We start from the raw sequence: 15846 nt of genomic DNA on the forward strand, positions 1-15846 counted from the left end.
AAGTGGCGTCCCCAAGGGGATTCGAACCCCTGTTACCGCCGTGAAAGGGCGGTGTCCTAGGCCTCTAGACGATGGGGACACATAAATGTGTCACTAGGACAACTGAATTTTTAGACTCGTTTCAGACGAGCTTTCTTAACAACACTACACCTCCCTATTAAAATAAGTAAGTGGCGTCCCCAAGGGGATTCGAACCCCTGTTACCGCCGTGAAAGGGCGGTGTCCTAGGCCTCTAGACGATGGGGACACATAAATGTGTCACTAGGACAACTGAATTTTTAGACTCGTTTCAGGCGAGCTTTCTTAATAACACTTCACTTCCCTATTAAAATAAGCAAGTGGCGTCCCCAAGGGGATTCGAACCCCTGTTACCGCCGTGAAAGGGCGGTGTCCTAGGCCTCTAGACGATGGGGACACATAAATGTGTCACTAGGACAACTGAATAGTTTAACTCGATTCAGACGAGCTTTCTTAATAACACTACACTTCCCTATTAAAATAAGTAAGTGGCGTCCCCAAGGGGATTCGAACCCCTGTTACCGCCGTGAAAGGGCGGTGTCCTAGGCCTCTAGACGATGGGGACACATAAATGTGTCACTAGGACATTTGATAAGTTTAACTCACATCATGAGCTTTAAGGTAATTGCGTTTAATACAAGTAAAGACTCGAGCTTTAATTGTGACGCTATTTTCTCGGTAAAACCGCCTTTAACTAATAAAAGTTAAGTGGCGTCCCCAAGGGGATTCGAACCCCTGTTACCGCCGTGAAAGGGCGGTGTCCTAGGCCTCTAGACGATGGGGACACAGAAAACTGCTACCCTAGGACAAAACACTAATTTTTGGTGGAGCCATGCGGGATCGAACCGCAGACCTCTTCACTGCCAGCGAAGCGCTCTCCCAGCTGAGCTATGGCCCCAACTTAATCAATACCCGTCGTGATAAACACATCGTGTATCGCTTAGTGCGGGGCGCATTCTATGCACCACCCAAAATAAAGTCAACAGTTTTTTACCTAGCTTTATTTAAATGGTTTAATTTTCAACAAACTGGCTATCAAGCGTGCTAAAAAATACAATTTGAATAAGATTCTAGCCCTACTGCTTATAATAACATCACTATATTGCAGCGAATACTCAATAACCCCCACTCCCCCATTTAATGAAACAAAATTGCATCAAAGCAAAGGTATACATTTATATGCAAATTAAACTTATCTAAAAACTACCAATTAAGGCCCCGCCAATCGCCTTAATCTTTTAAAAGTTACAATTGCTTATAATAACCAAAACTTAAATGTGGGTTTGTGAGTACCCGCAGCCTTTACTTGCTTAATAACCAGCGTAACTCGTACTAAAAAATTCGATTATTGTTTGAAGAGCATTTTTAAAAGAGCACTGTTGCTTCGTAATTCTATGTATAAAACTTCAAGGCGCGTTGATCTTTGGTGGGTGAAGCGGAAGCTTTGCTCGGCTTTTACTTGGCCCACTAGGTTACAAACCTCGCGCCGCGATTTAATCGTCCCTAGATTGAACAAATTTGAATCCACAAAGGTCAACACGCCCTAGTTATTATTTAGTCTTAACCCGAAGGCTAGTAGCGAGGAATACGTATTTACGAGATGGCTAGGTTGGCTTATAAAAATAAAGTAAGTATAAAAATAGAGTTTAGAATGCTGAAATAGCATTTGTTTTGGGAAGTTTAGATTAAATTCATTTTTAAAGGACTGCTCTATTCACTAAATAACTCGCCCTAATATTAATCCATCTTGCTCATAATCATAAAAACGACTCCAGTAAAAAAACAATGAGTATCGTAAAGCTAAATTTAAGATTAATAAAATACAATTCCCTACTCACTTTTAGGAGCTTATTAGGTGTTTAATTGAACTGCAATATCAAATTTGATGATAAAATAGACTTCAACCATATCCTATTGTTTATAAAACCTTCATTCAGCACATTTTTATCATTCAAGTGTTGACACATTTCCAACTCTATCTATAATAGCGCCCCACAACAACGCAGCAATGCAATGTTGTTTAGATGTGGGTGATTAGCTCAGTTGGGAGAGCATCGCCCTTACAAGGCGAGGGTCACTGGTTCAAGTCCAGTATCACCCACCACTTTTTAATTAAAGTGTTCACATCTAAATTCTATATGGGTCCTAAGCTCAATTAGAAAATAGAGAGCGTTACCGCTACTTACAAGTAACGGAGAAGTTCACTGGTTAAAGTCCAGTACTATTTATTTTAATAGTAGCGTTTTAATTTATATATGGGTGATTAGCTCAGTTGGGAGAGCATCGCCCTTACAAGGCGAGGGTCACTGGTTCAAGTCCAGTATCACCCACCACATATAAAACCTATTACTATATTAATAGTCGTGTTTTAAAGTTGTAATATGGGTCGTTAGCTCAGTTGGGAGAGCATCGCCCTTACAAGGCGAGGGTCACTGGTTCAAGTCCAGTACGACCCACCATTCTTAGAGTGGTGCATATTACAAAAATCTAAATGGGTGATTAGCTCAGTTAGAAAAAAGAGAGCATCACCGCTATTTACAAGTAACGGCGAGGTTCACTGGTTAAAATCCAGTACTATTTATTTCAATAGTAGCGTTTTAATTTATATGTGGGTGATTAGCTCAGTTGGGAGAGCATCGCCCTTACAAGGCGAGGGTCACTGGTTCAAGTCCAGTATCACCCACCACATATAAACCTATTATTATATCAATAGTCGCGTTTTAAAATTTGATATGGGTCGTTAGCTCAGTTGGGAGAGCATCGCCCTTACAAGGCGAGGGTCACTGGTTCAAGTCCAGTACGACCCACCATTCCTTGAATGGTGTATATTAAAATGTAATTTGGGTGATTAGCTCAGTTGGGAGAGCATCGCCCTTACAAGGCGAGGGTCACTGGTTCAAGTCCAGTATCACCCACCAAATTACATCAAGCGGTTAATTGATAACAAAGAATTAAATAACAGGCATACCTATTATATGTGGGTGATTAGCTCAGTTGGGAGAGCATCGCCCTTACAAGGCGAGGGTCACTGGTTCAAGTCCAGTATCACCCACCACATATAAATACCATCAGATAACCCCTTAAATGATAAGTTATAAAGTAATAACTCCTATTTTTCACCTTAAATACATTCCATATTTTTATTAAAATCTGAATTTCTATATCAAAGCACTCATCAAATATAGCGTTTCCATTTCACTTATTTAGTTTTTAATTATGTTATTAGGCTCAGTACTTTCGTAGTTAGATAAACGTATTAGGCAAAGTTAAGTACCTAATAAATACAGCTATCATTTAAATTCCCTTGTAAGGAGTTAAACTGTTGATTATAGTCTGTGTTAAATACAATTACGCTTAAGCCAATGCCAACTAAAGTCTATTCAAAAGCAAAAATACTTATAGTCGAGGAGCAACCACTTGCTCAAAGCTATATGAAACAATCGTTAGAAAGGCTTGGCTTTCGGCAGTTGCGCTTTGCTGATCATGCAAACTCTGCAAAAGAGCAATGTTTAAGTGAAGAATTTGATTTAATCGTCTGCTCATTCAATTTAAACAAACACCAAGATGGCTACCAGCTTTATGAAGAGCTACGTGTAAAGCAACTTATAAAAAGTTCGACTGGCTTTATTTTTATCTCAGCAGAAACAAGTGGCTCCCTCGTTCATAGTGTTCTTGAGCTGCAGCCAGATGATTTTTTAGTTAAGCCTTTTACAGTACAAGAGCTTAAAATACGCATTGAACGAATCTTAAAGCGTAAACACGACTTACAAACAGTATATTCACTAGTTGATGATGGTAACGATTCAAAAGCTATTAAATTTATTGATACCGCTCTGGATAAAAAAAATAATAATTACAGCCCTATCCTACTTCGCCTAAAAGGCGATGCCCTACTCCGCTTAAAGCGAGCTCAAGATGCAAAAGACTTTTTTAAGTCCGTTCTTGATATTCAAAAATTTGCTTGGGCAAAAGTAGGTTTAGTAGAGGCACTTATAGCGAATAACGAACATATTTTAGCGCAGCGAATGCTCAAGACAATGTTAGAGCGCCAAGAAACTCGTTTAGTAGCCCTTGATTTGTTGGGCAAATTAGAAATAAAGCTAAATCAGTTTGAGCTAGCACAAAGCTTTTTAAGTCAAGCAGCAGACATTGCACCGCGTAACATCACACGCCAAAAATCGTTAAGTAATGTGTCGCTAATTAATCACGACTACGAAAAAAGCTATTTAACTCAAAAAGATATAGCCTCCTTTGCAAAGCACTCAATACACGACCACCCCGATGTATATTTGAATGCAGCACGTGCCGGTATCGACTTTGCGTTAACGACTGATCAAACTGATCAAATTCAACGAATTTCTAGACAAACAAATCAGTACATTAATGATTTAAAAAAACAGTTTCCTAATAATGCAAATCAAGCTCAGATTGATGTACTAAATGCACGACTTCATTACTTAAAAGACGAGCATCAAAAAGCGAAAAAGCTAATTGAGCAGCTTGATGACGACGATACTCATATCCGATCGGTTGATGGAGCACTTGATAAAGCAAAAGCATTTCATGAACTGGGGTTTCATCAGAAGGCGCAAACCTTATTCACACAAATAATTAGCCACTGTGAAAGACACCCAGCAGTTAGCGACACAACTTACTTGCGTTATATTCAGCAGCAACAAAGTGAGCGACGCGATATTAAAATGGGTCCAAAAGAGCTTAATAACCATGCCGTTAATCAATTTAATAAAGGGCAGTTAAATACTGCGCTGGAAGCTTTTACACAAGCGTTTAGAGTCATGCCTCGTAATCAAAGTATCGCACTTAATTTATTACAGTGCCTATTTGATTCAACCAAGCAATCTGGCAGCTCATTTAATATGGATCTTGCTAGAAGATGCTACGCCCTTCTTGATAAAGCTAAATTACAAGCAGATCAGACGCAGCGTTTAGATAAGATTTTGCATATAGCAAAAGAAATGAATTTAGATATTCAAAGCGCTAGTAAATAAAATATTAGAGCTTTTTCATTGCTGCGGCATTAACGCAATAACGTAAACCTGTTGGTAATGGGCCATCTGGAAAAATATGGCCTAAGTGCGAATCGCACACATTACAAACCACCTCTATGCGCTCCATACCATGACTTGTATCGTTTACATAACCAATCGCTTCAATTGTCGCAGGTTGCGTAAATGACGGCCAACCAGTGCCACTATCAAACTTTTCATCGGCATCAAACAATAGGTTATCACAGCAAATACACACATACTTGCCAGGTTCAAGTAATGTACAACTACCCGAGCTATCTGGGCGCTCTGTTCCTTTCTTACGTGTTACGTAATATTCATCTTCTGATAGTTGCATCCGCCACTGCTCGTCAGTTTTGACTACTTTTTTACTTGGGGTAGGATTGCCGTTAGTGGCAAAGTTAATAACATCATTCCACTTCAACATAATAGCCTCATTGAATAGTTGATTAACCGTACTTAATAAATTTATAAGAAGTACGGTTAATTATTACGTTATTTAATACACTAAAGATCAGCTAAAGAGTGTTGACCATTTAAAACTAAAACTCGTTCAATCTTAAAGGTAATCTCCTCAGCTAAAGGTAATATTTTGTTTTTCTGAGTCGGTAAGTATTCGTTTAATAAAACTATCTAGCTCTGCTTTTTTTACAGGTAAACTAACACTCATTTGGCGCTCGTTATTACTGCAAATAATTAGCTCATCATCCTTTGTCGTTATGCGTTCAATACTCTCGATAACTAACCAATTTGGACCATGCTTTTTATCAAAAAATCCCATCAAACTAAAAAGTAGTAAATGTTGGGCATCTCGCTGAATAAAATCCTCTAGCCTGTTTCTTGATTTAAATAAGGGCGTTAGCCTATAAACGCTTGAGCAAAAAACAAATACCCACAACCCAAATAGCGCTTTAAACCACATAGACTCTAAAAGCTCAGTGCTAATCATTAAAATAATAAGCACTGAGCCTATTAACGATATAGCTATCGCTATTTTTTTATTTACAGCGTCCACAACTAATCCCTTTTAAGTCGCTTTTTTTCTTCTGATGCTTTTTCTGTCGGCTCAGGCCAATCATTAAAAAAAACAGTTAAATAACGGCTTTTCACCAAATACCACAATACCCATAAAACAATCATCATTTGTACTGCTAAAAATGATGAAAATCGATAATGGCTATGCGCGGCTTGAATACTTAACCATGTTAAATCAACAACAGCACATACAATAAGGGGCCAGCGCATATGCCGCCATATTTTTGCTAACTTATCGCTTGCACTGTGTGAATCTCGTGGTCTGCGTAAACAAAATAAAATAGTCGGTATTATTGCGATACTTCCAATTGCTATTGCAATAAAAAAATCATTTTTATTTTTAAAAAATAACGACATTAAATCAAGTTCAGGCCTGCGACTTAAAGCCGCAATCACCCAAATAAAATAGCCACGTAATAGCACAAGCAAACTTAAATTAAATGCAATAGGAGTTCGGTAACTTCCGTACTTATCCCAGTATTCTGGACCGTATCGGCTCATTGTTGCGTCCTAACCATTATGCTTTTTAAGCAGCTCAATTAATTCATCTTCCGTGAGTATGTCGATACCTAAATCTTGGGCTTTAGTCAGTTTTGAACCCGCTTTTTCACCCGCGACTAACGCATCAGTTTTCGCTGATACGCTACCAGATACTTTAGCACCTAGTTGCTGTAAGCGTGCTTTTGCGTCATTACGATTAAGCGTATTTAGCGTACCAGTAAGTACATAAGTAAGCCCAGTAAGCGGTTGTTCTTCTTCAGAAGGTGCACTCAACGCTGGCCAGTTTATGCCTTGCTCTATAAGCGCATTAACAACTTCTAAATTATGCTCTTCATCAAAAAAGCCTCGAACATGTGTTGCAACTATTTCGCCTACATCACTTACCTGCGTTAAACTATCAATGCTGGCATTTATTATATTTTCAAGGGTAAGGAAGTGATTAGCTAAATTTTGTGCTGTTGCCTCACCTGCTTCGCGAATACCTAATGAATATAAAAACTTAGCAAGCGTAGTGCCTTTCGCCTCTTCAAGGGCTGTTACTAAATTTTTGGCTGACTTAGGTCCCATGCGTTCAAGTGATTCAAAATGTCCTTGTTTTAAAATAAACAAATCAGCGGGCGTTTTTATAAGCTCTCTGTCTACCAACTGATCAACAATTTTATCGCCAAGGCCGTCTATATCCAGCGCTTTGCGTGACGCAAAGTGTTTAATTGCTTGTTTGCGTTGTGCAGGACATACAAGCCCACCCGTACAACGAGCGACAGCTTCGCCTTCAACCTTTTCAACATGAGAGTCACAAATAGGACAAGTTACTGGAAATTCGATATCTCTGGCATCATCAGGGCGGCGCTCAAGTACAACTTGCGTTATTTGTGGGATTACATCTCCAGCACGGCGAATAATAACTGTATCACCTACTTTTACGCCTAAACGTGCAACTTCATCACTGTTATGAAGCGTTGCATTTGATACGGTAACGCCACCCACAAAAACAGGCTTCAAACGTGCAACCGGTGTAATGGCGCCAGTACGACCGACTTGAAAATCAACATCAAGTAGTTGGGTTATTTCCTCTTGCGCCGGAAATTTATACGCAATAGCCCAGCGGGGAGCTCGTGCCACAAAGCCTAAACGCTCTTGTAAGGCCTTTTGGTTTATTTTTATTACTACGCCATCAATTTCATATTTAAGCTCACCACGGCGCGTTAAAATATCGCTGTAGTACTCAAGCGCGGCTTTAGGACCTTCAACTAATTTTGTTTCTGGGCACAGTGGCAACCCCCAGTCAGTTAACTTTTCTAATTGCTGATAGTGATCCTCAGGAATACTGCCATCAGCTACAAGACCGGTACTATAGGCATAAAACATGAGTGGGCGTTTAGCTGTAATTTTAGAATCGAGTTGACGCAAACTCCCCGCGGCTGCATTACGCGGGTTAACAAATACTTTTTCACCGCGTTTTTGCGCTTCAGTATTTAATTTATCAAAGCCAGCGCTGTCCATAAATACTTCGCCGCGCACTTCAAGCTCTTTTGGGTAATCACCACGTAACTTAAGCGGTACATTACGAATGGTTTTAACATTTTGAGTAATGTTTTCACCGGTAAAACCATCACCTCGCGTAGCCGCTTGTACAAGCACACCATCACGATAAATAATTGATACGGCTAATCCATCAAGTTTTGGCTCACAACAAAAAGTAAGCTCATCAGTACTCATTAAGCGCTCTTTTATACGACGATTAAACGCAGTGAATTCTTCTTCACTAAACGAGTTATCAAGCGATAACATGGGTACTTGGTGCGCTACTTGCTCAAATTTACTCAGTGCGGCACCGCCTACTTTTTGTGTCGGAGAGTCGGCGGTTAAAAATTCAGGGTGCTGCATCTCTAGTGCGCTTAATTCGCGTAATAACCTATCGTATTCAGAATCAGGAATACTGGGGGTGTCGAGCACATAATAGTTATAGTTGTGTTGCTCTAATGTAGTACGAAGATGATTAATTTGCTCACTAATGCTGCTAGACATTTAAACCTCAATAAACATAAAAAAAGCCACTTTGACGATTCACCGTCCAGTGGCTTATAAAAATATAATGTATGCGTTATTTACGCTGAAAAAGAACGAACCTGTTCAACATATTGCCTGATGCGCTCTACTGTCATTTCATTTCGCTCAGCATCTAAAATTTGTGCACCAAATTCATCCGCTAACTTTTTAGCTGCGCTGTGCAACATATTAAATGCCGCTAGACCATCGCCGTCGCACGGTAACGTCATAAATAAGCTTACCCCAGCGGTACTAAACTGTTCCATATTATCAATATCAAACGTACCTGGGTTATACATATTTACTAATCTAAATAAAACAGGGCCTTGGCCAGCCGGATCTAAGTGGCGATTAAAAAAACCTTCCTCAGAATATTTAAAACCTAAAGTATTAACTGCTGGTAATAATTTACTGCCCTGCATACTAAGCTCTTCTGGCATTTGAATATGCACAATAACAAAGTCAGACATTTGATTAGGCGCTTCTTCAGCACTTTGATCTTTTGTTTCAAGATCATCAACTATCTCTAGGTCGTCTTCAATTGGTGTTTCTGGCACGCTTGTATCAATTTGCGGCTCATTTGCATCAAAGTTAAGCTCGCCAAATTGTGGCTCATCACGTTCGTCTTGCATTGGCTCTTTTGGCTCAGCCTCAGTACGAAACGGTTTAGATGAAGCTGGTGCGCTTTGTTGTAATGGCTCAACCCGTTCATTATCCGATACTTCTGGGCGGTCTTTTTTTCTAACTGACCACAATCCATGTATTAATAAACCACCAATGACAATTACACTGATAACGATTAAAACCCATCTTAATTGTTCGGCCATCCCCTCACCTTTTATTATTTGATATGCCTAAAACCTGTATATTAATGAAAAACTAATACACTTGTTATAAAAATTTATGCGTGTGCAAGTTGCACAGCTTGCTCTATATCTACAGCAACCATACGCGATACGCCAGGTTCTGCCATAGTAACACCTGTTAATCTACCTGCCATTTCCATCGCAATTTTATTATGACTAATATAAATAAACTGCACTGATTGTGACATTTCTTCAACCAAACGGCAAAAACGCACAACGTTGGCATCATCTAGTGGTGCATCTACTTCGTCCAGCATACAGAAAGGAGCTGGATTGAGCCTGAATATAGAAAACACTAATGATAATGCGGTCAGCGCTTTTTCTCCACCACTTAACAAATGAATTGTTGAATTTTTCTTACCCGGTGGTCGTGCCATTATACTAACACCACTTTCGAGTAAATCGTCACTGGTTAATTCTAAATACGCGCTCCCACCACCAAAAACTTTAGGAAATAGCTCAGCAAAGTCTTCGTTAACTTGATCGAACGTCGCTTTAAAGCGTGTTTTGGTCTCACTATCAATTTTACGAATTGCACCTTCAAGGGTGCTTAACGCTTTTGTTAAATCATCTAATTGATTATCAAGATAATCACTACGTGCTTTGGCTAAATCAAACTCTTCTATTGCCGCCAAGTTTACTGCACCTAATTTATCTAACTGATTAGTAAATCCTGTTAACTGATTTTGTGCTGCACTTAAATTTAATGAATCTGGTAATTCATCAAGTATTGCTTTTAAGCTTTGTCTCAACTCTTCTAATGGCTCAAGCGCAACTTGCGCTTTTATTACTAAGCTTTGCTCTTCAATTGTTAGCTTTTGATGCTGCTCTTGCAAGCCAACCAGCTCCCCTTGTGAATTTTTAAGGCTTATTTGCTTAGTGTTTAAGCTTTCTTTGGCCTGAGCTAATTCTTTTTGTAGCAATACTAATGCCTGCTCACCTTTTTGATGCTGTGCTAAGAGCTGCGTAATTTTATCGCTAAGTTCTTGCTCTGGTATCAGCAGCTCTTCTATTTCATTTAGTAGTTCTTGCGCACCTTCTGATGCACTAACGTGCTCTTGCTCTGCATGGCTCAATTTGGTTTGGCTTAACTGCCATTCACTGCGTGCCTTTTGCTCTGAGAGCGTTGCCTTATGTGCTTGTGTTTTATATTGCTCAAGCATACTTAATGCTTCGCTATAACTTTTATCACTTTGTGAGCGCAAGCTATTTGCAGCGTCTACTTCATCCGCTAAGTTGACTTGCTGCTCATTTAACACTTCAAATTGCGCTACTTGCTCATCAAGCACGGTATTTAATTGTAAAAGCGCAGTGGTTAATTGCTGTTTTTGTTGCTGTAGCTTTTCTAGTTGTAACTTAAATAGTGCTACTTGCTGCACAAGCATGTCGCTGCGCGTACTGGCTACCGCTATATTTTGCGCAAGCTCATGTATGGCTTCTTTTAGCTCGCTTTGCTCGTTAACTAACTTTATTTGCTCAGCTGTATGTTTGTTACGAGTGTGTGTTACTAGTTGTAACTCGTCCTCGGTATTATTTAATTGCTGCGCTTTATCTTGCAATTGCTTATGCTTTAACAGTAATGAGTTTTCTGCATTACATTCAGCACTTACATGCCAATTACGACCATATAAAGCACCGTTTTTATCCATAACGGCTGTATAAAAAGCATCTTTTAAGAGCGTTAGATCACCGCTCTCGCTATAAGCAATGCGCGTTAAATGATCTGGGTACACGCCGCTTGTTATGAATGCCGCTAAGCTATTTTCAGCAATGTGCTTACCACTAATTGGCCACACACTATTATCAGCTTGCTGCTCACTTACATTTAAATGCTCTAAAGATTTAAGTGCTTGCTCTATTAGAAGCTCAAAGCCTTCTTTAACACTTAGCTGATTAAACAAACCATTAGTACGTTCACTTTTCTCATCAAGCCCTAATGTACTTTTAAGCCCCGTTATACTGGCTTTTAACTCGTTTATTGTTTGAGTGAGCGTCGAATATTGTTTTTGTGAGTTATTAACAAGCTCATTTTGCACCTCAAGCTTAGCAGTGCACTTCGTATGTGCTGTTTGTTTAGCGGCAAGCTCTTGAGTTAATGTTTGTGTTTGCTGTGTTTGCTGTATTAACTGCTGCTCTACATCACTACTTTGTAGTTCGCTAAGCTGGACAGTTAACTGATCAATTTGTTCGTTAACATGATCAATTTGCTGCTGAGTTTGTTTAATGTGACTACTATGTAGTTGCACGTTATTATTAAGCTGTTGCTGTTGCTCACACAAAGCTTGCCAATGAGTATGGTGGCGCTGCTTAAGTGCTAATAATTCCTCAAGTTCATGCGTTAACCCACTAACTTGCTCTTCACATATTAAGGCGTTTTCACTTGTCTCTTGCAGGGCTTCATTAAGTTGCTCGCACACAATTTGCTGCTGCGATTTTACCTCAGCACTTTGAATTTGGCGTTGCTGTAATTTAATTAAATTTTGTTTTAGCGTTTGGGTTTGCTGCTTTACATTGATTTGTTGTTGCTCAGCGCGAGTAAGCTCGGTGTGTATAACATGTTGCTGATGCTGTGCATCGCTTAGTTTATCTTGCTGGGCTTGTACTTGCCCCTCTAGGCTTGCAAGTACATCGTCATGCCCTGAGTTAGCGGTTTTAAAAAACGATATTTGATCGTTCAGTTTTTTAATTTGGGCACTTTTTTCAAGTTGCTGCTGATGTAACTTTTGCCATTTTAAAACGGCAATTTGGCCTTTTAGCGTACGTTCTTGTGCTTTTAATTCGCGGTATTTTTTTGCATCAACCGACTGCACAGCCAATTTATCTAGCTGGCTTTGTAGTTCTTTACGCACATCTAACAAACGTTCAAGATTTTCGCGAGTGCTTTTTATACGAGTTTGTGTTTCGCGGCGGCGCTCTTTGTATTTAGAAACGCCTGCGGCTTCTTCTAAAAATACGCGCAGCTCTTGTGGTTTACTCTCTATTAAGCGCGAGATCATCCCTTGCTCAATAATTGCGTAACTACGTGGACCAAGACCGGTGCCTAAAAATATATCGGTAATATCGCGCTTACGGCATTTACTGCCATTTAAAAAATACAGTGACTGTCCGTCGCGCGTTACTAAACGCTTAATAGCAATTTGGTTTCGATCGGCAAATGTGTTTGAAGGACTTCCTTTATCGTTATCAAAAACAAGCTCTACAGAGGCTTGTGATATGGCTTTTCGATTAGTTGAGCCATTAAAAATAACGTCGGTCATGGCATCGCCACGCAGGTTTTTAGCAGAGCTTTCACCTAGCACCCATCGTACTGCATCAATAACGTTAGATTTGCCACAGCCATTCGGGCCTACAACACACGTCATTTGATCAGGAAATGGAATTTTAGTGGGCTCTACAAACGATTTAAAGCCCGCTAATTTAATAGTGCTTAAGCGCATCTTATTGTTATTACCGATTATTATTGTTATTGATTACAAACAATTTAACTCATTAACAGTTAAATTGTTAAGCTTGACGTTTAAAATTATCTAAAATAATACCGGTCGCCATTGCAACATTAAGCGATTCTGCACCACCAAAAGCGGGGATGGTGATTTTATTAGTTACTAACTTTGCACATGTCTCGCGTATTCCATGCGACTCACTGCCCATTAGTAAAACGCCTGAGCCCGTAAATTGGGTTTTATGCACGCTTTGCCCATCTAAAAAAGCACCGTAAACAGGTAAATTTAAAGACTGTAGGTAATCAGGTAAATCTACTTGGCTTACCGATACCCTTACAAATGAGCCCATCGTGGCGCTAATTGTTTTTGGATTGTAAGCGTCTGCGCTGTCGGTGCTAGTTACTATATGTTTAATACCGTACCAGTCTGCCACTCTTATTATTGTGCCTAAATTACCAGGGTCTGATACGCCATCAAGTGCGAGTATTAAGCCACTTGCTTGTGGTAAAGCTGCCTTTGGCATATCAACAATAGCAATGGCTGCATTATTGCTAACTAGCGTGCTGGCTTTGGTGAGGGTCTCTTCATCAGCTTCTATAAAGTTAGCTTGCGGATACTTACCTTGGTACGCATTTATAAATTCGTTTGTAGCAAAAATATTAACCACATTTAATGGGCTGTTTAATAACTCAAGTACGTTTTTCTCACCCTGTACAAGGTATTGATTATATTGCTTTCGGTACTTTTTTTGGCCAAGTTGGCGAATAAGTTTGAGTTGGTTTTTTGAAATCATAACAGCCCCATAAAATTATCCAGCAAGTATAACAGATTTCGTTATAACATCTGAACTCGAAAAGCAGCAAATGGGGCTAATTTATCTTACTCGCACTTCTTTCAAAGGTCAGATTAATGCGAATAAACATGCCTTTTATTGCTTCTAATTGATTTGAATCGTCAACCGTCTGAGCCAATTCCCCATAAAGATTATCTGACGCTTGCTTAAACTTATTATTAAATTTGCCCTTGGTTGCCAACATAAATGCATCGGCTAATGTACGCTGCCACTCATTTAAATATTTTAGCTTTGTATTACCAGCCAAATTTTCACAAATTGAGTTTAATCGAACCGACGCATGCCCTAAATTTAGAGCGGTTAGTGCAAGATCAGTAATTACGCGTGAGTGTGAACCTTGATCGTAATTAGTTAGGCGAATTAACCTATCGGCCATGCGGCGGTTATACCAAATACTTGGGGTTGGATGGTTATTTATTTCGAGTAAATCTTTATAAGTGGCCTTAAAAACACGATGAACAAGTAATTGCACACTCGGGCCTGTGAATAACTGAAAAATCCAAAATAAAATACTCACCCCCGCAAAAATTGCCATTGCAGAGCTAAGTGTGTAATCGATTGAAAACGCAAGGCTCATATCGGTACTGGGTCTTACCAAAATCGTAAATGGGATACAAAACCCCAAGCCATATGGCAATGTTTGTTGATCAGCTAGCAGCAGTAAACCCAGAAAATAAGGTCCTGCTAATACAAGTAGCAATATTTCTAATTGTCCACCACTTTGTGATAATAAATTGAGTGCGTAAAAAATAGTTACAATAGCAGCAACCACCACGCCTACCAATAAACGCTTTATTACCACCTGTAAAATAGCTAACGGTATTCTCGCCAACATTATCGAAAATATGACCGGTAAAATCATAATTAATAATGCAGCAGAAGAGCCTGTATTAATCCAAATAAATGCGCCGATAGAAAATACCAAAGCAGTTCTAAATCCAACAATAATGCCAGCTAATGGGTCGCGATATGTAAGCATACTCGGCGCATTTAATAATGTTTTATCACGCTCTTCTAACGCTCTGTATGCGCGTAGTAAAATTGTTAAGTCGGCTGCCACTTCTAAGCTCACATTGAGCATGTGAGATTCAAATGGCGAATCACACACCGTATTTGCTCTATAGTCGGTTAGCTCTTTTCGTAGCGTTTTAACTTGTTCGGCGCAGTAATCAAAATCGTCAGACTCTTTAATTTGCGCAAATACGTGCTTAAGTTTACTTATTAATTTATCTAAAGTAGGTGTAATAAGGTCTTCGTGGTTTCGCTGTAGGCGGCCAATTATTTGAATTAAGGCCAATAAAGAAAGTACTTTTTGCGACAACTGATTTGCAGCACGCGAGCGCCCTGGACCTTTTGGTCCTTCGTACCTTACTGCGCTGGAATCTTCGTTTATTGATCCCAATGTTGCCATAATGCCATCTATTTGCTGATGACGGTTTTCGTGCGAGCCCTTAGAATCAAGCTCAGTTACTAAATAATGCAGCGTTTGATTTATAACCGACCGCGCTTGTGTTTGCAGTAAATGTTTAACCTTTACAGGCCAAAATAGATGACTCACAAGCCCAGCACATACAGAGCCTATTATTATTTCGCTTACTCGCGCTTGTGCAATATCAAATATACTCTGGCTGCTCACCATTGCCGGAGTAACCATGACTAAAAGTACAATAATGGCAGCTGTTACACCGGCCATAGCAAACGCATACACAAAGTTTGCTTGGCGTACCATTGCCGATAACGCAGAGTTCACCCCCAACCATAATGCCAGTGCACCGAGCGCTAAATAAGGGTAGAGAATTAACTGAGTTAAAAGCAATATGCCAAATAAACCGCCCACTATGGTGCCTATTATTTGGCAAATTGCTTTTTCAATAACCAATCCGCTTTGCGGGCGTAATTGCAAAAAAATAGCCGAGACTAACGCCCAATAAGGCCTTTCAAGATTAAGCGACATAGCAATAGTGAGCGCCATCACCATGGCTATAACGCCCTTAGTCGCAAAAATAATTGCCTGTTTTTTTGGAAAAAACAAATTTTGTAATACAACGCCCACT

General features: G+C 39.6%; 9 protein-coding genes and 13 tRNA genes. 8 read left to right on the forward strand and 14 right to left on the reverse strand.

The annotated features are described in order from the left end of the window. Nucleotides 1-3 precede the first annotated feature (3 nt). The 6 genes from H5115_RS17050 to H5115_RS17075 all read right to left on the reverse strand — a co-directional run bounded on the left by H5115_RS17050 (nt 4) and on the right by H5115_RS17075 (nt 916). Nucleotides 4-79: transfer RNA gene (locus H5115_RS17050), tRNA-Glu, on the reverse strand. A 92-nt stretch (nt 80-171) separates the two neighbouring features. Continuing rightward, nucleotides 172-247, reverse strand: a tRNA-Glu gene (locus H5115_RS17055). Between the two features lie 92 nt (nt 248-339). Then, nucleotides 340-415 (reverse strand) — tRNA-Glu (locus H5115_RS17060). A gap of 92 nt (nt 416-507) precedes the next feature. Beyond that, nucleotides 508-583: transfer RNA gene (locus H5115_RS17065), tRNA-Glu, on the reverse strand. Nucleotides 584-727: 144 nt separating this feature from the next. Beyond that, a tRNA-Glu gene (locus tag H5115_RS17070) sits at nt 728-803 on the reverse strand. Between the two features lie 37 nt (nt 804-840). Then, nucleotides 841-916, reverse strand: a tRNA-Ala gene (locus H5115_RS17075). A gap of 1130 nt (nt 917-2046) precedes the next feature. Between H5115_RS17075 and H5115_RS17080 the strand changes: the two genes are divergently transcribed. From H5115_RS17080 to H5115_RS17115, 8 genes are all read left to right on the forward strand, one after another. Next, nucleotides 2047-2122, forward strand: a tRNA-Val gene (locus H5115_RS17080). Nucleotides 2123-2275: 153 nt separating this feature from the next. After that, nucleotides 2276-2351, forward strand: a tRNA-Val gene (locus tag H5115_RS17085). A 50-nt stretch (nt 2352-2401) separates the two neighbouring features. Continuing rightward, nucleotides 2402-2477 (forward strand) — tRNA-Val (locus H5115_RS17090). A gap of 151 nt (nt 2478-2628) precedes the next feature. Then, nucleotides 2629-2704, forward strand: a tRNA-Val gene (locus H5115_RS17095). Between the two features lie 48 nt (nt 2705-2752). Further along, nucleotides 2753-2828, forward strand: a tRNA-Val gene (locus H5115_RS17100). Nucleotides 2829-2860: 32 nt separating this feature from the next. Further along, nucleotides 2861-2936: transfer RNA gene (locus H5115_RS17105), tRNA-Val, on the forward strand. Nucleotides 2937-2997: 61 nt separating this feature from the next. After that, nucleotides 2998-3073 (forward strand) — tRNA-Val (locus H5115_RS17110). 307 nt (nt 3074-3380) lie between these two features. Then, the gene (locus H5115_RS17115; protein WP_182756470.1) at nt 3381-5027 is read left to right on the forward strand and encodes a response regulator; all 1647 of its coding nucleotides are present in this window, start codon (nt 3381-3383) and stop codon (nt 5025-5027) included. 4 nt (nt 5028-5031) lie between these two features. Here H5115_RS17115 and msrB read toward each other — a convergent pair whose 3' ends face one another. The 8 genes from msrB to H5115_RS17155 form a co-directional block, all read right to left on the reverse strand. After that, on the reverse strand, nt 5032-5472 hold the full coding sequence (msrB, locus tag H5115_RS17120; RefSeq protein WP_002958586.1) for a peptide-methionine (R)-S-oxide reductase MsrB: 441 nt from the start codon (nt 5470-5472) through the stop codon (nt 5032-5034). A gap of 147 nt (nt 5473-5619) precedes the next feature. Continuing rightward, nucleotides 5620-6060 carry a hypothetical protein gene (locus tag H5115_RS17125; RefSeq protein ID WP_182756472.1) on the reverse strand — a complete coding sequence of 147 codons (441 nt, stop codon included), beginning with the start codon at nt 6058-6060 and terminating at the stop codon, nt 5620-5622. A 2-nt stretch (nt 6061-6062) separates the two neighbouring features. Further along, the gene (locus H5115_RS17130) at nt 6063-6581 is read right to left on the reverse strand and encodes a DUF2919 domain-containing protein (RefSeq protein WP_138489372.1); all 519 of its coding nucleotides are present in this window, start codon (nt 6579-6581) and stop codon (nt 6063-6065) included. Between the two features lie 9 nt (nt 6582-6590). Beyond that, on the reverse strand, nt 6591-8609 hold the full coding sequence (ligA, locus tag H5115_RS17135; RefSeq protein WP_182756474.1) for an NAD-dependent DNA ligase LigA: 2019 nt from the start codon (nt 8607-8609) through the stop codon (nt 6591-6593). Between the two features lie 80 nt (nt 8610-8689). Then, nucleotides 8690-9457: a cell division protein ZipA gene (gene zipA / locus H5115_RS17140; RefSeq protein ID WP_182756476.1), complete on the reverse strand. Its 768-nt coding sequence runs from the start codon at nt 9455-9457 to the stop codon at nt 8690-8692. 74 nt (nt 9458-9531) lie between these two features. Continuing rightward, nucleotides 9532-12933, reverse strand: coding sequence for a chromosome segregation SMC family protein (locus tag H5115_RS17145; RefSeq protein WP_182756477.1), 3402 nt, complete (start codon nt 12931-12933; stop codon nt 9532-9534). A gap of 67 nt (nt 12934-13000) precedes the next feature. After that, the gene (locus tag H5115_RS17150; RefSeq protein ID WP_039489393.1) at nt 13001-13732 is read right to left on the reverse strand and encodes an RNA methyltransferase; all 732 of its coding nucleotides are present in this window, start codon (nt 13730-13732) and stop codon (nt 13001-13003) included. Nucleotides 13733-13808: 76 nt separating this feature from the next. Then, on the reverse strand, nt 13809-15845 hold the full coding sequence (locus tag H5115_RS17155; protein ID WP_182756478.1) for an FUSC family protein: 2037 nt from the start codon (nt 15843-15845) through the stop codon (nt 13809-13811). Nucleotide 15846: the final 1 nt, after the last annotated feature.

This window comes from Pseudoalteromonas sp. SR44-2 (assembly GCF_014163745.1).
Classification (GTDB): Bacteria; Pseudomonadota; Gammaproteobacteria; order Enterobacterales; family Alteromonadaceae; genus Pseudoalteromonas; species Pseudoalteromonas distincta.

Coding starts and splice junctions, on each gene's coding strand:
- H5115_RS17150 (WP_039489393.1), bottom strand. CDS start 13,732: ATGATTTCAAAAAACCAACTCAAACTTATTCGCCAACTTGGCCAAAAA.
- H5115_RS17145 (WP_182756477.1), bottom strand. CDS start 12,933: ATGCGCTTAAGCACTATTAAATTAGCGGGCTTTAAATCGTTTGTAGAG.
- ligA (WP_182756474.1), bottom strand. CDS start 8,609: ATGTCTAGCAGCATTAGTGAGCAAATTAATCATCTTCGTACTACATTA.
- zipA (WP_182756476.1), bottom strand. CDS start 9,457: ATGGCCGAACAATTAAGATGGGTTTTAATCGTTATCAGTGTAATTGTC.
- msrB (WP_002958586.1), bottom strand. CDS start 5,472: ATGTTGAAGTGGAATGATGTTATTAACTTTGCCACTAACGGCAATCCT.
- H5115_RS17130 (WP_138489372.1), bottom strand. CDS start 6,581: ATGAGCCGATACGGTCCAGAATACTGGGATAAGTACGGAAGTTACCGA.
- H5115_RS17115 (WP_182756470.1), top strand. CDS start 3,381: ATGCCAACTAAAGTCTATTCAAAAGCAAAAATACTTATAGTCGAGGAG.